Raw genomic sequence first — 16,816 nt, 5'->3', positions numbered from 1 at the left:
CGGGCATGATCGCCTGCAGGAGGACGCTATGGCCAACCTGAAGCTTCGGGACGTCGCGAAGACATACGGCGGCACCGTCGATGTTCTCAAGAACATCGACCTCGACATCGAGGACGGCGAGCTGATCGTCTTCGTCGGCCCCTCGGGCTGCGGCAAATCGACCTTGCTGCGGATGATCGCGGGGCTGGAGCGGATCAGCGGCGGCACGCTCGAGATCGACGGGCAGCGCGTGAACGACGTGCCCCCCGCGCAGCGCGGCATCGCCATGGTGTTCCAGAGCTACGCGCTCTATCCGCATATGACCGTCTACGACAACATGGCCTTCGCGCTGAAGATCGCCGGCCAGTCCAAGCAGGAGATCGACGACGCGGTGAAGAACGCCGCGCGTATCCTGCAGCTCGAGCCGCTGCTGGACCGCCTGCCCAAGGCGCTGTCCGGCGGGCAGCGACAGCGCGTCGCCATCGGGCGGGCCATCGTGCGCGACCCGAAGGTCTACCTCTTCGATGAGCCGCTCTCGAACCTCGATGCCGCGCTGCGGGTGGCGACCCGCCTCGAGATCGCGCAGCTCAAGGAATCCATGCCGGATTCGACGATGATCTACGTCACCCATGATCAGGTCGAGGCGATGACGCTGGCCGACCGCATCGTGGTGCTAGCCAATAAGGGCATTGCGCAGGTCGGCAGCCCGCTGGAGCTGTACGAGCGTCCCGAGAACGAGTTCGTGGCCCAGTTCATCGGCAGCCCCGCGATGAACCTGATGCCCGGCAAAATCGTCGCCACCGGCGCGCGCACCACCGTGCAGCTCGACGGCGGCGGCGTGGCCACGGCGGCGATCGCCAGCCGCGCCTCGGACGAGGGGCTCGAGGTCAATGTCGGCGTCCGCCCCGAGGACCTGATCGAAACCTCGGGTGAGGCGATCTTCACCGGCAAGGTCGAGATCATCGAGGCCCTGGGCGAGGTGACGATCCTCTACTTCGAGCGGCAGGGCGAGCAGGAGCAGGTCATCGCCAAGCTGGCCGGCATCCACCCCAATCTGCGCGGCAATACCGTCGCCATGGGCGCCGCCCCGGACAAGGTGCAGATTTTCCACAATGGGCGGTCGCTGCACTACCGCTGAGACTGCCGCGGTGCGGCATCTTGACACCCGGGGCGGATAGAGCGACCCCAAGGACCATGGCCGGCGCGACCGGCCATTTTCCGTTTTGAACGACCGGGGACTTCCCATGCAGCCTGCCGCCACCGCGCCAGAAAATGACTTCGCGAGCGGGGGCGAGGATGTCGCGGCCCGCAACCGGCTGGTCATCGGCCTCCTGCTCGTCTCGGCCTTCACGGTGATCCTGAACGAGACGATCATGAGCGTCGCGCTGCCGCGGCTGATGACGGATCTGAACGTCACCGCCAATGCGGCGCAGTGGCTGACCACGGCCTTCCTGCTGACCATGGCCGTGGTGATCCCGATCACCGGCTTCCTGCTGCAACGCTTCCACACGCGCAGCGTCTTCATCGCCGCGATGTCGCTGTTCTCGCTCGGCACCTTTCTCTGCGCGATCTCGCCCAGCCTCGCGCCGCTGATCGGCGGGCGGATCGTCCAGGCCTCGGGCACGGCGATCATGCTGCCGCTTCTGATGACCACGGCGATGTCGCTGGTCCCGCCCGAGAGCCGCGGCAAGACCATGGGCAATATCTCGATCGTCATCTCGGTCGCCCCGGCCATCGGGCCGACGCTTTCGGGCCTGATCCTGAACGTGCTGGACTGGCGCTGGATGTTCTGGCTGGTGCTGCCCATCGGCCTCGGCGCGCTGGCGCTTGGGTATTCGCGCCTCGTCAATGTCACGACGCCGCGCAAGGTGCCGCTGGACCTGCCTTCCGTGCCGCTCTCGGCCATCGGCTTTGGCGGCGTGGTCTATGGCCTCTCGACCATCGGCGAGGGGCATGGAGAGGGCGGGGCGATCCCGGTCTGGCTGCCGCTTGTCGTGGGCGCCCTGGTGTTGGCACTTTTCGTCTGGCGCCAGCTGAAGCTCGCGCCGCAGGAACGCGCGCTGCTGGACCTGCGCACCTTCCGGGTGCGGGTCTTCACCGTCTCGGTGGTGATGATGGGTCTGGCGATGATGTCGCTCTTCGGGATGATCATCCTGCTGCCGATCTACATGCAGAACGTCCTTGGGTGGGAGCCGCTGCAGGCGGGCCTGCTGCTGCTGCCGGGCGGGCTGGTCATGGGCCTCATGGCGCCGCTGGTCGGCCGCGCCTTCGACCGGATCGGCGCGCGCAAGCTGGTGATCCCCGGGGCCCTCTGCGTCAGCGCCACGCTCTGGCTGATGACGACGCTGGGCGTCGCCTCGGCGGTCTGGATGGTGCTGGCCTGCCACGTGCTTCTCAGCATCGGGCTCGCGCTGCTCTTCACGCCGCTCTTCAGCTCGAGTCTGGGCTCGCTTCCGGCGCATCTCTATTCCTACGGCAGCGCCGTGCTGGGCACGGTCCAGCAGGTCGCCGGGGCGACGGGCATCGCGCTGTTCGTCTCGGTCATGTCGGTGCGCATCGGCGCCGAGATGGGGCAGGGCGCGGATCTGGTCACCGCCACGGCGGCGGGCGCAAGGGCGGGCTTCTTCTGCGCGGCGGTCATCTCGCTGCTGCTGATCGTCGCCGGCTTCTTCGTGCGGCGGCCGCCGGACCAGCGGTAAGGCTTGGCGAAGCGCGCCTGCCGCCCCATATCGGGATCAATGCGAAACGATCCTGAAGGAGGCGCGCTTGACCTATTCCAAGAGTGACGAGGCGATTGCCCGTCTCAGCCCCGAAGAATACCGCGTCACGCAGCAAAGCGGGACGGAACGGCCGGGCACCGGCAAGCTGCTGGGCAACAAGGAACCGGGCATCTACGTCGACATCGTCTCGGGCGAGCCGCTCTTTGCCTCGGCGGACAAGTACGAAAGCGGCTGCGGCTGGCCCAGCTTCACCAAGCCGATCGAGACGGCCCATGTGCAGGAGCTGAACGACGACAGCCTCGGCATGCGCCGGACCGAGGTGCGGTCGACCCATGGCGACAGCCACCTCGGGCATGTCTTCCCGGATGGCCCCGTGGATCGCGGCGGGCTGCGCTACTGCATCAACTCTGCCAGCCTGCGCTTCGTGCACCGCGACGACATGGAGGCCGAGGGCTACGGCGACTACCTGAACCAAGTGGAGGAAGTCCAATGACCGAGCGCGCCGTTCTCGCCGGGGGCTGCTTCTGGGGCATGCAGGACCTGATCCGCAAGAAGCCGGGGGTCGAGGCGACCCGCGTCGGCTATTCCGGCGGCGATGTTCCCAATGCCACCTACCGCAACCACGGCACCCATGCCGAGGCGATCGAGATCATGTTCGATCCCGCGCGCATCAGCTACCGCGAGATTCTGGAGTTCTTCTTCCAGATCCACGACCCCACGACGCCGAACCGGCAGGGGAACGACCGCGGCATGTCCTACCGCTCCGCCATCTACTACGTCGATGAGGCGCAGCACGAGATGGCGCTCGAGACGATCCGCGATGTCGAGGCCTCGGGCCTCTGGCCCGGCAAGGTCGTGACCGAGGTCGAGCCGGTGGGCGACTTCTGGGAGGCCGAGCCCGAGCACCAGGATTACCTTGAGCGGATCCCGAACGGCTATACCTGCCACTTCCCGCGCCCCGACTGGGTGCTGCCGAAGCGGCAAGCCGCCGAGTAAACGAAGAAGGGGCGCCCCGCGGGGCGCCCCTTTTGCGTCAGCGTTCCGGCAGCAGGCCCCTTGGACTGAACCTGAGAACCAGCAGCAGGACGATCCCCATCGTCATCAGCCGCATATGCGCCGCCGAATCCAGCAGGTGATCGCGCAGGGCGCTGCCTTCGGGCATCGGCGCGGTGATCGTCTGCATCAGCCAGAGCCCCAGCGGCTCCACCATGACCCAGAGCCACCAGACCAGCATGCCCCCCAGCGCCGCGCCAAGGTTGTTGCCGGACCCGCCGACGATCACCATGACCCAGATCAGGAAGGTATAGCGCAGCGGCTGGTAGGAGGTCGGCGTCAGCTGCCCGTCCATCGTCGTCATCATCGCACCGGCCATGCCGCATACGGCGGAGCCGAGGATGAAGATCTGCAGGTGGCGGCGGGTGACGTCCTTGCCCATGGCCTCGGCGGCGACCTCGTTGTCGCGGATCGCGCGCATCATCCGGCCCCAGGGCGAATTCAGCGCCAGCTGGGCCAGCACCAGAACCACCGCCAGCACCACCGCGAAGAGCCCGCCGTAGAGCACCTTCACCCAGAGGGTGGAGGCAGTGACGGGATCGAGGCCGAAGCCGGCCGCACGCTCCACGAAGCCGGCGGATTGCTGCAGGTCGACCTCGTAGGGGACGGGCCGGGGGATCGCGTTGACGTTCTTCACGCCGCGCGCCAGCCAATCCTCGTTCTTCATGATGGCGAGGATGATCTCGGCGATGCCCAGAGTCGCGATGGCAAGGTAGTCGGACCGCAGGCCGAGCGCGGCTTTGCCGATGATCCAGGCCGCGCCTGCTGCCAGAAGGCCGCCCGCCGGCCAGGCCAGCAGCACCGGCAGGCCGAGCCCGCCGAGATATCCGGTTGAGGCGCTGTCGACGGCCTCTACCGCCACGACGCCCGCGTCGAAGACGAAGCGGTAAAGGATGAAGCCCGCGATCAGCAGGGCGAGGAGGGCGAGGACCCGCGTCTTGCCGGGCCGCATCCGCTGCCACAGCTGCACCGCCCCGACGAGGATCGCGGCGCCGATGGCTAGGCCCAACAGGATACGCGGCCCGCCCGCCGACCAGGCAGCGCCCACGGGCGGCATGGCGGTCAGCACCGCCGCCAGCCCGCCAAGCGCGACAAAGCCCATGACGCCGACGTTGAAGAGGCCCGCGTAGCCCCACTGCAGGTTCACCCCCAGCGCCATGATCGCCGAGATCAGGCCCATGTTCAGGATGCTCAGCGCGAGGTTCCAGCTTTGCAGCAGGCCGGTGCCGATGATCAGCAGCGCCATCAGCGCGTAAAGGACGACCGTGCGGCGGGTCATACGGATTTCCCCTTGAACAGCCCGGTCGGCTTGAACAGCAGCACCAGGATCAGGATCGAGAAGCTGACGGCGAACTTGTAGTCGGTCGACAGCAGCTGCACGAGGCCGCCCGGCTCCAGCGCATCGGGCAGGACGTAGCCGGCCACCTTCTTCCAGGCATAGGTCACGAAGACCTCGGAGAAGGCGATGACGAAGCCGCCGGCGATGGCCCCCAGCGGGCTGCCGAGACCGCCGACGATGGCGGCGGCGAAGATCGGCAGCAGAAGCTGGAAGTAGGTGAAGGCCTTGAAGGACTTGTCGAGGCCGTAGAGCACGCCCGCCACGGTGGCGAGGGCGGCGACGATGATCCAGGTCACGCGCACGACCTTCTCGGGGTTGATGCCCGAGAGCAGGGCCAGATCCTCGTTGTCGGAGAAGGCGCGCATGGATTTGCCGGTGCGGGTCCGGTTCAGGAACCAGAACAGCAGCGCCACGCAGATGGCCGCGGTGACCAGCGTGATGACCTGCGTCGTGCGCAGGGCCAGCCCCTCGCGCAGGCCCGTCGCCTCGCGAAAGTCGCGGGCGTTGATCACGAAGCGCGCCCCGTCGTCGAAGCCGATGTCGCCGACTCCGATGATGAAGCGCACGATGCCGTTCAGGACGAACATCACCCCGATCGAGACGATGACCAGCACCACAGGCGCCGCCTTGGCCCGGCGGTAGAAGCGGTAGATCAGCCTGTCGGTTCCCAGCGTCAGCAGCGCGGTCGCGGCGATGCCGAGGGGCAGGGCAAGAAGGGCTGTCGGCAGCGGGCCGAAGCTGACCCCCAGCGCCTGAAGCCCCCAGGTGAAGAGGATCGTCGCCATGGTGCCAAAGGCCATGGTGTCGCCATGGGCGAAATTCGAAAAGCGCAGGATGCCGTAGATCAGCGTCACGCCGAGCGCGCCGAGCGCCAGCTGCGCGCCATAGGCCGCGCCGGGGATCACGACGAAGTTCAGAAGCGCGACTATGGCGTTGAGGATATCGGTCATTGCGTCACGTCGCAGGTCAGGAGGGATGTTTGGGCGGCGCCGCCGTCGCTGCGCACCAGGACGGCCTGCGCCTCGCTCGCCAGAACCAGGCTGACGCGCGCGGCGTCCTCCTGCCAGGCGAAGGGGCCGAGGTGGCCGGCAGCCTGCGCCTCGGCCTCGCCTGCGGCAGTCCGGGCTGTATAGGTTCCGGCTCCGGCGGCATCTGTGTCTTGCGGCGCCAGAACGATCTCGATTGGGCCGCCCCCCGGACGGCAGGCCGAGGGGCCGGTGCAGACCGTGGCGGTGCTGCAGGTCAGGGTCAGGCGCGCGCCTTCGGCCAGCGCCGGAGATGCCGCGAGAGAGGTCAGGATCAGCGCGGCTGCCTTCATACGCCGCAGCTTCCGTGGAAGGTGAAGACCTCGAGGCCGCCGTCGATGGGCTCGAGCGCCTGCATCGCCAGCGTCCCGTCCTCGGCCAGGCCCATGGTCATCAGCCCGCCGGAGTTGCGCTGGACGAAGCCGATCAGCGGCCGTTCCCCGGGCGCGCTGCCCTGCTGCATCTCGACCCGCACGTCGTTCGGCGTGACGTAGGACAGCATCTCCGGCCCCTCGTCGATCTCCAAGGTCAGGCCGGGCGTCGCGGTGCACTCGCCCGCGCGGCACTGCTGCGCGACCTCGCAGGTCACGGCCAGCGCGGCGGCGGGCAGGGGGGCTGCCAGGGCGGCGAGAAGGGCGGCTTTGGCAAGGGTCATGGCGTCTCCGGCTGGTCGAAGGATCAGGAGGTCGGGGCGCAGCGCCCGAAGCGGGTGAGGATGGCGCCGCCGGGATAGTGCAGGCTGTAGCGGGCGACCTCGCCCACCGGGCTGAGCGCCAGCACATGCTGCGCGGCGCCCGCCATCGGCCCGCCGGCATAGACGAGATCGGGGCCGACGACCTGCGGTGTCACCGAGACCTCGCCGCTGGCCGCGCGCAGCAGCGCCCCGCCGGCAGGGCCTGTCTCGAGCCGCAGCCAGTCCTGCGCGGGGCGGCAGGTCTCTGGCCCGCCGTTGCAGGCCAGCGTCATCCGGCAGTCGAGCGCCTGCGCCGAGGCGAGGGAGGGCAGGGCGAGCAGCGCCAGCAGAACGAGCCGTGTCATCGTCATCCTCCCAGAAAGGTGCGCCGGACCTCGGGGTCGGCCAGAAGCTCTTCCCCGGTTCCGGTATAGGCATTCGCCCCCTGCACCAGCACATAGCCGGTATCGGCGATATCGAGGGCCTGCCGGGCGTTCTGTTCGACCATCAGGATGGTGATGCCGGCCCGCGCGACCTCGATGATGCGGTCGAAGAGCTCGTCCATCACAATCGGGCTGACGCCGGCGGTCGGCTCGTCCAGCATCAGGACCTTGGGCTGGGTCATCAGTGCGCGGCCGACGGCGACCTGCTGGCGCTGGCCACCCGACAGCTCTCCGGCAGGCTGGCGGCGCTTGTCGCGCAGGATGGGAAACAGCTCGTAGACCTGCTCCATCGTGGGCCGGATGTCGTCGCGGCGCAGGAAGGCGCCCATCTCGAGGTTCTCCTCGACGGTCATCGAGGTGAAGATGTTCGAGGTCTGCGGCACGAAGGCCATGCCCTGCGCCACCCGGTCCTGTGGGCTGAGCTGGGTGATGTCCTGCCCGTCCAGCCGCACCGATCCCTCGCGCAGCGACAGCATGCCGAAGACGGCCTTCATCGCGGTGGACTTGCCGGCGCCGTTCGGGCCGACGATGACCGCGATCTGCCCCTTCTGCACGGCGATGGTGCAGCCGTGCAGGATATCGGCGCCGCGGCCATAGCCGCCGGTCATCCCGTCGCCGACGAGAAAGGCGTCGGAGGTATGCACAGGCCGCGCCAGCCGGTTGTCCCCGGCTTCGAGCGTGGCGCCGCCGGGCCGGGCGATGCTGCGGTCCTTGTTGCCGCGCCCCGAGTAGCTGTCGGGCATCAGGCGGCTCCCTTGTTCTTGAGGCCGGTGCCGAGATAGGCCTCGATCACGGCCTCGTTCTCCATGATATGGGCGGCCTCGCCCTCGGCGAGGACCTTGCCCTCGGCCATGACGATGACCGGATCGCAGAGCTTGCCGATGAAATCCATGTCGTGCTCGATCACGCAGAAGGTGTAGCCCCGCTCCTTGTTAAGCCGGGTGATGGCGTCGCCAATGGTATTCAGCAAGGTTCGGTTAACCCCAGCGCCGACTTCGTCGAGAAAGACGATCTTCGCATCGACCATCATCGTGCGCCCCAACTCGAGCAGCTTCTTCTGCCCGCCGGATAGGTTTCCAGCCTTCTCGTCGCGCAGGTGGCTGATGGTCAGGAAGTCCAGCACCTCGTCGGCGCGGGCCAGCAGCTTTGCCTCTTCGTCGCGGATCGCGCGGCGGCCGAACCAGGCGTTCCACAGCGTCTCGCCCGATTGCGCGGGCGGAACCATCATCAGGTTCTCGCGCACGGTCATCGACGGAAACTCATGTGCGATCTGGAAGGTGCGCAGCAGGCCCTTCTTGAACAGCTCATGCGGGGGCAGGCCGGTCACATCCTCGCCATCCATCAGCACCCGGCCCGAGGTCGGCGGCAGCCGCCCGGCGATGACGTTGAACAGCGTGGACTTGCCAGCACCGTTGGGGCCGATAAGCCCGGTGATGGAGCCTTCGGCGATGGTCAGCGATGCGCCGTCCACGGCATGAAATCCGCCGAAATGGCGGTGCAGGTTCTCGACGGTGATCATGGCGGTCCCTCCGGCGCGGGTTTCTCCCGCGCTCGCGTCTCTGGCGGGGCCGGCGCGAAGCCGGCCCCGGATCGGGATCAGCGGAAGTTGACGGTGACGATATCGCCGTCGGTGAACTCCACCTCGCGGTAATTGCCCGCGCTTTCACCCGGCTCGATCAGCTCGACGGCGGTAGCGCCGACGTAGTCGATCTCTTCGCCGTTCGCGATCATCTCGAGCGCGCTGGCAAGATCACCGGGAAAGACCTCGGTGCCCGGACCATTGGCAATGTCCATGACCATCGGCGCGTAGTCGGCGGAGTCGGTGCTGCCGGCCTTGGCCATGGCCAGCATCATCAGCGCGGCGGCATCGTAGCTTTCGCCCGAGAAGGCCGAGGTGCCGTCGAAGTCGCCTTCGCTCGCCATGGTCTGGAAGAGCTCGGCGCCCTCGCTGTCGGTGCCGGGGTAGTCGCCGACCGAATACTGCAGGTCGTCGCCCAGCTCGTCGACGATCGCCTGACCCACCATGCCGTCTGGCAGGTAGAAGGCGTCGAAGGCGCCAGTGTCGAGCGAGCTCTGGATGATGCCCTTGCCGCCCTGATCGAGGTAGCCCGCGACGACCAGCATCTCGCCGCCGCCCGAGGCAAGCGCCGCCACTTCGGAGGAGTAGTCGGCCTTGCCGTCCTCGTGGCTGGCGTTGATCGTGACCGTGCCGCCGGCCTCCTCGAAGCTGGAGACGAAGGCATCGGCCAGGCCCTGGCCGTAGTCGTTGTTGGTATAGGTGACCGCGACTTCCTGGATGCCGCGCTCCATCAGGATGTCGGACATGATCTGGCCCTGACGGGCGTCCGAGGGGGCGGTGCGGAAGAAGAGGTCGTCATCCTCGGCGGTGGACAGCGCGGGCGAGGTCGCGGAGGGCGAGATCATCGCCAGCCCGTTCGGCCGGGCGACGTTCTGCAGCACCGCGCCGGTCACGCCCGAGCAGTCGCCGCCGATGATCCCGGCGACACCGTCGTTGACCAGCCGCTCGGCGGCGCTGGTTGCGGCGGCGCTGTCGATGCAGGTGTCGTCGGCGCGCACGCCCTCGACCATGCGGCCGTCGAGGATGCCGCCGGCCTCGTTCACCTCGGCGATCGCCAGCTCGGCGCCGGCGGCCATGTCGGGCGCCAGCGATTCCAGCGGGCCGGTGAAGCCCAGCAGGATGCCGATGCGGACCGGATCCTCCTGCGCGCCGGCGGCGCCGGCGGTGAGGGCGAGGGTGGCGGTGGCGGTCAGAAGCTTTCTCATGATCGTCTCCCTGTTGTGATCTTTCTTGTTCTGATCGAAACGCTAGTGGGGGACGCAACCTTCGTAAAGGTGGTAGAGAGGTCTGACGCTGGGGCATCTGCCCCGAACGGGGGCAAATGCCCGATCCTCCGGCGGGTTAGAGGGCCGCGCGGGCGCCGTGGCTGCCGCGTTCGCGGTAGGGCGTGGTGCCGTAATGCGAGCGGTAGCACTTGGAAAAATGCGAGGGGCTGGTGAAACCGCAGGCGAGGGCGACGTTGATCACGCTCATCTCGGTCTGCATCAGCAGGTTGCGCGCCCGGCCCAGCCGCAGCTCCATGTAGTAGCGCTTGGGGCTGCGGTTGAGGTAGCGGCGGAACAGCCGCTCTAGCTGGCGGGTGGACATGCCGGCATCCTGCGCCAGAACGGCGGGGCTGATCGGATCCTCGATCGCCTGCTCCATCGCCTTGATGACAGAGCTGAGCTTGGGATGGCGCACGCCGATCCGGGTCGGGGTGGACAGCCGCTGCGTGTCCTGATCGGTGCGGATCGAGGAGTAGATCAGCTGGTCGGCCACGGCATTGGCCAGATCCTCGCCATGGGCATCGGCGATCAGCTGCAGCATCAGATCGAGGCTCGATGTGCCGCCCGCCGTGGTCATCCTTCCGCCGTCGACGGCGAAGATGCCCTTGGTCAGCAGCACCTCCTCGAATTCCTCGGCGAAGCTGTCGTGATACTCCCAGTGGATCGTCGCGCGCTTGCCGTCCAGAAGGCCGGCGCGGGCGAGCGTGTAGCTGCCGGTGCAGAGCCCGCCCATCGCGGCGCCGCGCCGCGCCTCGCGCCGCAGCCAGTTGACCATGCGCCGGGTGCTGCCCCTCTGTACGTCGAGACCGCCGCAGACGAGGACGGTATCGTCACGCTCCAGCTCGTCCAGATCGCAGGTCGCCCGGATCGTCACCCCGTTCGAGCAGGCCACCTCGTCGCTCTCGGCAGCGATCTCCCAGCGATAGATCTCGTGCCCGGCCATGCGGTTCGCGACGCGCAACGCCTCGATCGCGCAGGAGAAGGCGAGCATGGTGAAGCCGGGCAGCAGCGCGAAGACGAAACGCTGGCTTTGCGGGCCGCGGCTGCGGAGGGGGACGACGGTCCCGGAACCCCGGGTGGCGCTTTCAGGTGGCAAGGGGTCCTCCGGCTCGGGGGTGTCGTGGCGTAAGGTTAGGGCGAAGGAAACAGGTTTGGGTCACGCTCGCAAGGGCCGGATTGCCCTCGGTGAACCTCCGCTCATCAGCCCATTTCAAGTGGCCGCGCCCGCCGGGCCGTTTCGGATTGGCGGCGGAGGCTCTTGTAGCTATAAGGTTTGCGATCCGACGGGCCCGCCGACAGGAGGCGATACGATGAGCGACTGGACAAAGACCGACTGGCGCAGTCTGCCGCGCGTGCAGATGCCGGATTATCCGGATGCCGAACATCTGGGCACCGTGGAGCGCCGCCTGTCCAGTTATCCGCCGCTTGTCTTCGCCGGCGAGGCGCGGCGCCTGAAGGGGCACCTGGCCAAGGCCGGGCGCGGCGAGGCCTTCCTGCTGCAGGGCGGCGACTGCGCCGAGAGCTTTGCCGAGTTCAGCGCCGACGGCATTCGCGATACCTTCAAGGTGATGCTGCAGATGGCGATGGTGCTGACCTTCGGCGCGAAGGTGCCGGTGGTGAAGGTCGGCCGGATGGCCGGGCAGTTCGCCAAGCCGCGGTCTTCCGCGATGGAGAACCGCGACGGCCTCGACCTGCCGTCCTACAAGGGCGACATCATCAACGGCTTTCCCTTCGAAGAGGGCGCCCGCATCCCCGACCCCGAGCGGATGCTGCAGGCCTACCTGCAATCGGCCGCCACGCTGAACCTGCTGCGCGCCTTTTCCACGGGCGGCTTTGCCGACCTGCGCAAGGTCCATGCCTGGACGCTGGGTTTCACCGCCAGCCCCGAGGCCGAGAAGTACCGCGCCATGGCGAGCCGCATCAGCGACACGCTCGACTTCATGGATGCCGCCGGCATCGGCGAAGAGGCGCGCCACGCGATGGAATCGGTGGAGCTTTACACCAGCCACGAGGCGCTGCTGCTGGAATACGAGGAGGCGCTGTGCCGGCTCGATTCCACCTCGGGCAAGTGGCTGGCCGGATCCGGGCACATGATCTGGATCGGCGACCGGACGCGGCAGCCGGATGGCGCCCATGTCGAATTCGCGCGCGGCGTGCAGAACCCGATCGGCATGAAATGCGGGCCGAGCATGACGGCGAGCGACCTCAAGGCGCTGATCGCCAAGCTGAACCCCCGCAACGAAGAGGGGCGTCTGACGCTGATCGCCCGCTTCGGCGCCGGCAGCGTGGCCGACCACCTGCCGCGCCTGATCAAGGCCGTGCAGGAAGAGGGGGCGCATGTCACCTGGGTCTGCGATCCGATGCACGGCAACACGATCAAGTCGAGCACGGGCTACAAGACCCGGCCCTTCGACAGCGTGATGCGCGAGGTCGAGGAATTCTTCGCCGTGCACCGCGCAGAAGAGACGGTGCCGGGCGGCGTGCACTTCGAGATGACGGGCCGCGACGTGACCGAATGCACCGGCGGCGTCCGGGCGGTGACGGACGAGGATCTCTCGGACCGCTACCACACCGCCTGCGATCCGCGCCTCAACGCCTCGCAAAGCCTTGAGCTGGCCTTCCTCGTCGCCGAGGAACTGCAGCAGCGGCGGGTGGCCCTCGAGGAGGCGGCAGAGGCCGTCTGAGACTGCGCGGCGGCGGCAGGCAGGTCCTCGGGCCCCTTGCCGCCGCTGACCGCCACGGCGGTGGCGCCTCTGCCGCAGGCGTCTCTTGCGATCATGCTGCTGCGCCTGGTCTGCACGCGGTCTGCGCGGCGCAGCGACTCCAGCGCAGGATAGGGACTGCGGCACGGATCTGGGCAAGCCATTCCAGCAAGGTCGCGATGCCGCGTTGGGATGCCTGGCGCATCGGCGGGCGCCATCCGGGCCTCGCCCACTAGCCACAGCGCCCTGCATGACGGACCCCGGTCCTCTTCAGCGGCCGCCGTCAGGCGTTGCTGACGACCAGCCGCAGGGCGGCGCCGGGCCCGTCGCGGCGGTCCGTCTCCCTCCGCGCGGCGGTCAAACCGCCATTGATCAGGTGGAGGGAGCGGTCATGGCTGGCAGGGGCCGCCGCAAGGCCGGCCTGCCTCGTCGGCGTCCCGGCCTCCAGCGTCTCGTAGCGCACCTCGCGCGCGGGATCGATCTGCAGCCAGCGGGGCGCGCGGATCGGGGCATCCATGACCATGGCGCCGAGGGCGCGGCTGGTGACCCCGTCGGCATCGGCCAGCGGCAGAAGCAGCAGCCGCCCTGTGATCGCCGGGCGGCCCAGGCGGCGCGGGGCCAGCAGCGGCAGCTCGACCACGGCGGGATCGGCGAAGGCGCGGGCGATCCAGGTGGTCAGCACCTCCCGCGATTCCGAACGGAACATCGTCGAGAGCAGCTGGCCGCGCGGCGCCCGCCCCATCAGGGCCGAAAGCTCCTGACCCGCGACTCGGAAGCGTCCCTGTCCGGGTGCGATATGGTCGATCACGAAGGCCCGCGGCAGAACGTCGTCGATCCGGGCAGGGTCGATCTGGTGGCGATAGGGCAGGCTGGGCCCGCGGCGCAGGCTGTTCCAGTAGCCTTCCAGCAGCGCCAGCATCGGCGCGCCCTGTCCCGCCTCCGGCAGGGACGGATGGGCCGCGCCCGGGACCCTGGCCGGACCGTCGATGACGGCACCGTTCGGCCCGTGGCGGTCCCCCTGTCCTATGTCACCGTACATCCGTCTCTCCATCGGCTGGGATTGCGTTTCTGATGTATAGCCACAAAATGGCCGCATTCCTTTTAACAAACCGTAAACGGGTAAACGCCGAGTAACCGCGGGGCGCGGTGGTCCCCGGGGGGTTGCCGCGCGGTGGCGCTATGCCTTAGCTGCCGCCAAGCGATGCGCCCGCTGCGCGGCGGGGCCAGACCACCGGGAAAGCATGACCAGACGCGGCCTACTCATCATCCTGTCCTCGCCCTCGGGCGCGGGAAAATCCACGCTTGCGCGCCGCTTGCGCGACTGGGATCCGACGATCCGCTTCTCGGTCTCGGCGACCACGCGGGCGCCCCGACCGGGAGAGGTCGACGGGCGCGAGTACCACTTCGTGGACAAGGACCGCTTCGCCGCGATGGTGGAGCAGGGGGCGATGCTCGAGCATGCCGAGGTCTTCGGAAACCTCTACGGCACGCCCGCGGCCCCCGTGGAGCAGGCGCTGACGCGGGGCGAGGACACGCTCTTCGACATCGACTGGCAGGGCGGCCAGCAGATCAGGAATTCGGCCCTCGGGCAGGACGTCGTTTCGATCTTCATCCTGCCGCCCTCGATGGCAGAGCTCGAGCGGCGGCTCACGGCGCGGGCCCACGACAGCGAGGCCGTGATCGCGGCGCGCATGGGCAAGAGCCTGGCCGAGATCAGCCACTGGGCCGAATACGACTACGTCCTGGTCAATCGCGATGTCGATGCCTGCGAGCAGTCGCTGCGCACGATCCTGACGGCAGAGCGTCTGCGGCGCGGCCGGCAGCCCTGGCTGAACGGCTTCGTGCGGGACCTCTCGGCCGAGGGGGCAAGGCCGCTTTCGGGCGGAGAGGACTGACATGCTTTACGCGCTGAAGGGTCTAGAGCCGGAGGTGGCGCAGGACGCCTGGGTCGCGCCGGGCGCGCATGTCATGGGGCGCGTCGTGCTGGCCGAAGGCAACTCCGTCTGGTTCGGCGCCGTGCTGCGGGGCGACAACGAGCCGATCGTGATCGGCGAAGGCAGCAACGTGCAGGACAACGCGGTGCTGCATACCGACATTGGCCACCCGCTGACGGTCGGCGCCCTGTGCACCATCGGCCACAAGGCGATCCTGCACGGCTGCACCATCGGCGACGGCAGCCTGATCGGCATGGGCGCGACGGTGCTGAACGGCGCGCGGATCGGCGCGGGCTGCCTGATCGGCGCCGGCGCGCTGGTGACGGAGGGCAAGGAGATCCCGGACGGGAGCCTCGTGATCGGCGCCCCGGCGCGGGTTATACGCCCCCTCGATGCCGCGGCGATCGAGGAGCTGCGCCTCTCGGCAGGGCGCTACCGCGCGAATGCCGCCCGCTTCCGCGCGGGGCTGACGCCGCTGGACGGGCCGGCCTAGCCCGCCTCGGGGCCGAGATCGAGCAACTCTATCGTCAAGCCAGGCGCCACGGCTGCAAGCTCTGCGCGGATCAGGCTGCGGTCGGGGACGCCGCCCATGAGGATCCTGTAGCGCCCCCTGTAGCCGATGCTGTGCAGCCGCGCGGCGATCTCCACGGCGTCCGTCTTGTCCAGCACCAGCAATGACACGACGACAGAGGGGTCCAGCCGCTCGATCAGAGCGCTGTCCAACTGGGCAAAGCTGCAGGCCTTGAACTCTTCGCCGGGGAGGAGGCCCGGCACCGGGACCTCCGCCTCCTCCCCGTCGACGACGATCAGAAGCCGATCCCGATCGCGGGACCGCGCCTTTTCGAGTGACACCATGGGAACAACGAACCCGTGAACATGAGCAAACCGTATACAATTATGGGCTGTGTCCCTATATAGTCGCATCGCGGCCCTGCGCCAAGCGCCTGCTTGCGGGCTACCGGAGGGGGCGGCGGGGCGGTAACGAAAGCCATGCCTCCGCACCTGATCGATTCGCTCATCACTGCGCTGCCCTATCCGATCCTCGTGATCGGCCCGACGGAGCGTATCGAGGCCGCCAATCCCGCAGCCGTCCGCCTGTTCGGCGAGGGCGGGATCGGCCGGCACTACATCACCGCGCTGCGCCAGCCCGCGGTCCTCGACGTGGTGGAGCAGACGCTGCGCGACGGCGAGGCGCGCACCGGCCGCTACCTCGGCACCGAGGGGCGGCGCGAGACGACTTGGGCGATGACCGCCGGCGCCGTGCAGCTTCCGCTCGGGCGCGGCGCCTGCCTCAGTTTCCAGGACGTGACGGAGGTCGAGGAGGCGGGGCAGATCCGCCGCGATTTCGTCGCCAACGTCAGCCACGAGCTGCGCACGCCGCTGACCGCGCTTCTGGGCTTTGTCGAGACGCTGCGCGGCCCGGCGCGGGACGACGCCGTGGCGCGCGACCGCTTTCTGGGGATCATGGAGCGGGAGACGGGGCGCATGGCGCAGCTGGTTTCGGACCTGCTGTCGCTCAGCCGGGTGGAGCAGGACGAGAGGCTCCGCCCGATGGCGCCGGTCGACCTTCGGGGGTTGATCGAGGGCGTCGTCGCCGTGGTCGGGCCGACGGCGCAGGGGCAGGGGATCACCCTGGCAGTCGAGGCGCCCGAGCAGCAGATCGTGGTGCCGGGGGACGAGTACCAGCTGCGGCAGGTGCTGACCAACCTGATCGAGAACGCGATGAAATACGGCGGCCCCGGCAAGCCGGTCGAGATCGTGCTGGGCGAGCCGAAGCCCGAGCCGAGCCTGCGCGGCGAGGGTGTGCGGCTGACCGTCATCGACCACGGCGAGGGCATCGCCGCGCATCACATCCCGCGCCTGACCGAACGCTTCTACCGCGTCGACAAGCACCGCAGCCGCGAGGTCGGCGGCACGGGCCTCGGCCTCGCCATCGTCAAGCATATCGTCAACCGCCACCGCGGGCGGCTGCGCGTGGACAGCGCGCTGGGGCAGGGCAGCCGCTTCAGCGTCATCCTGCCGCTCAGCTAGGCCCGGCGCCTTGTCCATCGGCCCGGGCCTTGGCGACGGGCGCTGTCACGAACCATCGCAAAAGACAGGCCAG

Annotated in this window: 19 protein-coding genes; 8 read left to right on the top strand and 11 right to left on the bottom strand. The window is 68.5% G+C overall.

What is annotated here, in order from left to right:
• Nucleotides 1-28: 28 nt before the first annotated feature.
• The 4 genes from DFP88_RS03985 to msrA all read left to right on the top strand — a co-directional run bounded on the left by DFP88_RS03985 (nt 29) and on the right by msrA (nt 3,695).
• On the top strand, nt 29-1,117 hold the full coding sequence (locus DFP88_RS03985; RefSeq protein ID WP_110813121.1) for an ABC transporter ATP-binding protein: 1,089 nt from the start codon (nt 29-31) through the stop codon (nt 1,115-1,117).
• Nucleotides 1,118-1,223: 106 nt separating this feature from the next.
• Nucleotides 1,224-2,678: an MDR family MFS transporter gene (locus DFP88_RS03980; protein WP_110813120.1), complete on the top strand. Its 1,455-nt coding sequence runs from the start codon at nt 1,224-1,226 to the stop codon at nt 2,676-2,678.
• A 67-nt stretch (nt 2,679-2,745) separates the two neighbouring features.
• The gene (gene msrB, locus DFP88_RS03975; protein ID WP_110813119.1) at nt 2,746-3,192 is read left to right on the top strand and encodes a peptide-methionine (R)-S-oxide reductase MsrB; all 447 of its coding nucleotides are present in this window, start codon (nt 2,746-2,748) and stop codon (nt 3,190-3,192) included.
• Nucleotides 3,189-3,695: a peptide-methionine (S)-S-oxide reductase MsrA gene (gene msrA, locus DFP88_RS03970; RefSeq protein WP_110813118.1), complete on the top strand. Its 507-nt coding sequence runs from the start codon at nt 3,189-3,191 to the stop codon at nt 3,693-3,695. Before msrB ends, msrA begins: the two co-directional genes overlap by 4 nt.
• A gap of 37 nt (nt 3,696-3,732) precedes the next feature.
• Here msrA and DFP88_RS03965 read toward each other — a convergent pair whose 3' ends face one another.
• From DFP88_RS03965 to DFP88_RS03925, 9 genes are all read right to left on the bottom strand, one after another.
• Nucleotides 3,733-5,031, bottom strand: coding sequence for a branched-chain amino acid ABC transporter permease (locus DFP88_RS03965; RefSeq protein WP_110813117.1), 1,299 nt, complete (start codon nt 5,029-5,031; stop codon nt 3,733-3,735).
• Nucleotides 5,028-6,041 carry a branched-chain amino acid ABC transporter permease gene (locus DFP88_RS03960; RefSeq protein WP_110813116.1) on the bottom strand — a complete coding sequence of 338 codons (1,014 nt, stop codon included), beginning with the start codon at nt 6,039-6,041 and terminating at the stop codon, nt 5,028-5,030. Before DFP88_RS03960 ends, DFP88_RS03965 begins: the two co-directional genes overlap by 4 nt.
• Complete coding sequence (locus tag DFP88_RS03955; RefSeq protein ID WP_110813115.1) at nt 6,038-6,409, bottom strand: hypothetical protein; 372 nt, start codon at nt 6,407-6,409, stop codon at nt 6,038-6,040. Before DFP88_RS03955 ends, DFP88_RS03960 begins: the two co-directional genes overlap by 4 nt.
• Entirely contained in the window at nt 6,406-6,771 is a 366-nt protein-coding gene (locus tag DFP88_RS03950) for a hypothetical protein (RefSeq protein ID WP_110813114.1), read from the bottom strand. Before DFP88_RS03950 ends, DFP88_RS03955 begins: the two co-directional genes overlap by 4 nt.
• Before the next feature lie 23 nt (nt 6,772-6,794).
• Entirely contained in the window at nt 6,795-7,154 is a 360-nt protein-coding gene (locus tag DFP88_RS03945; RefSeq protein WP_110813113.1) for a hypothetical protein, read from the bottom strand.
• A 2-nt stretch (nt 7,155-7,156) separates the two neighbouring features.
• Nucleotides 7,157-7,840: an ABC transporter ATP-binding protein gene (locus DFP88_RS03940; RefSeq protein WP_425450808.1), complete on the bottom strand. Its 684-nt coding sequence runs from the start codon at nt 7,838-7,840 to the stop codon at nt 7,157-7,159.
• A 134-nt stretch (nt 7,841-7,974) separates the two neighbouring features.
• A complete protein-coding gene (locus tag DFP88_RS03935) occupies nt 7,975-8,751 on the bottom strand; it encodes an ABC transporter ATP-binding protein (RefSeq protein WP_110813111.1) in 777 nt (258 codons plus the stop codon).
• A 77-nt stretch (nt 8,752-8,828) separates the two neighbouring features.
• Nucleotides 8,829-10,016: an ABC transporter substrate-binding protein gene (locus DFP88_RS03930; protein ID WP_110813110.1), complete on the bottom strand. Its 1,188-nt coding sequence runs from the start codon at nt 10,014-10,016 to the stop codon at nt 8,829-8,831.
• A 136-nt stretch (nt 10,017-10,152) separates the two neighbouring features.
• Entirely contained in the window at nt 10,153-11,085 is a 933-nt protein-coding gene (locus DFP88_RS03925; RefSeq protein ID WP_281268149.1) for a GlxA family transcriptional regulator, read from the bottom strand.
• 301 nt (nt 11,086-11,386) lie between these two features.
• On the opposite strand from DFP88_RS03925, the gene DFP88_RS03920 reads away from it, so the two are divergent.
• Nucleotides 11,387-12,760, top strand: coding sequence for a class II 3-deoxy-7-phosphoheptulonate synthase (locus tag DFP88_RS03920; protein WP_110813108.1), 1,374 nt, complete (start codon nt 11,387-11,389; stop codon nt 12,758-12,760).
• A gap of 301 nt (nt 12,761-13,061) precedes the next feature.
• Here the strand turns inward: DFP88_RS03920 and DFP88_RS03915 are convergent, their stop codons facing one another.
• Nucleotides 13,062-13,817 carry a PAS domain-containing protein gene (locus tag DFP88_RS03915; protein ID WP_181418551.1) on the bottom strand — a complete coding sequence of 252 codons (756 nt, stop codon included), beginning with the start codon at nt 13,815-13,817 and terminating at the stop codon, nt 13,062-13,064.
• Between the two features lie 202 nt (nt 13,818-14,019).
• Here DFP88_RS03915 and gmk point away from each other — a divergent pair, with 202 nt between their 5' ends.
• Together gmk and DFP88_RS03905 are read left to right on the top strand one after the other, a co-directional pair.
• The gene (gene gmk, locus DFP88_RS03910; protein WP_110813106.1) at nt 14,020-14,673 is read left to right on the top strand and encodes a guanylate kinase; all 654 of its coding nucleotides are present in this window, start codon (nt 14,020-14,022) and stop codon (nt 14,671-14,673) included.
• Nucleotide 14,674: 1 nt separating this feature from the next.
• A complete protein-coding gene (locus DFP88_RS03905) occupies nt 14,675-15,205 on the top strand; it encodes a gamma carbonic anhydrase family protein (RefSeq protein WP_110813105.1) in 531 nt (176 codons plus the stop codon).
• Here DFP88_RS03905 and DFP88_RS03900 read toward each other — a convergent pair.
• A complete protein-coding gene (locus DFP88_RS03900; RefSeq protein WP_110813104.1) occupies nt 15,202-15,567 on the bottom strand; it encodes a hypothetical protein in 366 nt (121 codons plus the stop codon). The genes DFP88_RS03905 and DFP88_RS03900 overlap by 4 nt on opposite strands.
• 135 nt (nt 15,568-15,702) lie before the next feature.
• Here DFP88_RS03900 and DFP88_RS03895 point away from each other — a divergent pair, with 135 nt between their 5' ends.
• Nucleotides 15,703-16,743, top strand: coding sequence for a sensor histidine kinase (locus DFP88_RS03895; protein WP_110813103.1), 1,041 nt, complete (start codon nt 15,703-15,705; stop codon nt 16,741-16,743).
• Nucleotides 16,744-16,816: the final 73 nt, after the last annotated feature.

The sequence above is a fragment of the Pseudoroseicyclus aestuarii genome (assembly GCF_003217255.1).
Lineage (GTDB): Bacteria > Pseudomonadota > Alphaproteobacteria > Rhodobacterales > Rhodobacteraceae > Pseudoroseicyclus > Pseudoroseicyclus aestuarii.
This window is presented reverse-complemented; position numbering and strand designations above follow the sequence as displayed.

What these genes read in the sequence shown, in the direction of transcription:
- DFP88_RS03945 (WP_110813113.1), bottom strand. Translation starts at nt 7,154, where the DNA reads ATGACACGGCTCGTTCTGCTGGCGCTGCTCGCCCTGCCCTCCCTCGCC.
- DFP88_RS03900 (WP_110813104.1), bottom strand. Translation starts at nt 15,567, where the DNA reads ATGGTGTCACTCGAAAAGGCGCGGTCCCGCGATCGGGATCGGCTTCTG.
- DFP88_RS03915 (WP_181418551.1), bottom strand. Translation starts at nt 13,817, where the DNA reads ATGTACGGTGACATAGGACAGGGGGACCGCCACGGGCCGAACGGTGCC.
- DFP88_RS03960 (WP_110813116.1), bottom strand. Translation starts at nt 6,041, where the DNA reads ATGACCGATATCCTCAACGCCATAGTCGCGCTTCTGAACTTCGTCGTG.
- DFP88_RS03930 (WP_110813110.1), bottom strand. Translation starts at nt 10,016, where the DNA reads ATGAGAAAGCTTCTGACCGCCACCGCCACCCTCGCCCTCACCGCCGGC.
- DFP88_RS03940 (WP_425450808.1), bottom strand. Translation starts at nt 7,840, where the DNA reads ATGACCGGCGGCTATGGCCGCGGCGCCGATATCCTGCACGGCTGCACC.
- DFP88_RS03965 (WP_110813117.1), bottom strand. Translation starts at nt 5,031, where the DNA reads ATGACCCGCCGCACGGTCGTCCTTTACGCGCTGATGGCGCTGCTGATC.
- msrA (WP_110813118.1), top strand. Translation starts at nt 3,189, where the DNA reads ATGACCGAGCGCGCCGTTCTCGCCGGGGGCTGCTTCTGGGGCATGCAG.
- DFP88_RS03895 (WP_110813103.1), top strand. Translation starts at nt 15,703, where the DNA reads ATGCCTCCGCACCTGATCGATTCGCTCATCACTGCGCTGCCCTATCCG.
- DFP88_RS03985 (WP_110813121.1), top strand. Translation starts at nt 29, where the DNA reads ATGGCCAACCTGAAGCTTCGGGACGTCGCGAAGACATACGGCGGCACC.
- DFP88_RS03920 (WP_110813108.1), top strand. Translation starts at nt 11,387, where the DNA reads ATGAGCGACTGGACAAAGACCGACTGGCGCAGTCTGCCGCGCGTGCAG.
- gmk (WP_110813106.1), top strand. Translation starts at nt 14,020, where the DNA reads ATGACCAGACGCGGCCTACTCATCATCCTGTCCTCGCCCTCGGGCGCG.
- DFP88_RS03935 (WP_110813111.1), bottom strand. Translation starts at nt 8,751, where the DNA reads ATGATCACCGTCGAGAACCTGCACCGCCATTTCGGCGGATTTCATGCC.
- DFP88_RS03950 (WP_110813114.1), bottom strand. Translation starts at nt 6,771, where the DNA reads ATGACCCTTGCCAAAGCCGCCCTTCTCGCCGCCCTGGCAGCCCCCCTG.
- DFP88_RS03905 (WP_110813105.1), top strand. Translation starts at nt 14,675, where the DNA reads ATGCTTTACGCGCTGAAGGGTCTAGAGCCGGAGGTGGCGCAGGACGCC.
- DFP88_RS03980 (WP_110813120.1), top strand. Translation starts at nt 1,224, where the DNA reads ATGCAGCCTGCCGCCACCGCGCCAGAAAATGACTTCGCGAGCGGGGGC.
- DFP88_RS03955 (WP_110813115.1), bottom strand. Translation starts at nt 6,409, where the DNA reads ATGAAGGCAGCCGCGCTGATCCTGACCTCTCTCGCGGCATCTCCGGCG.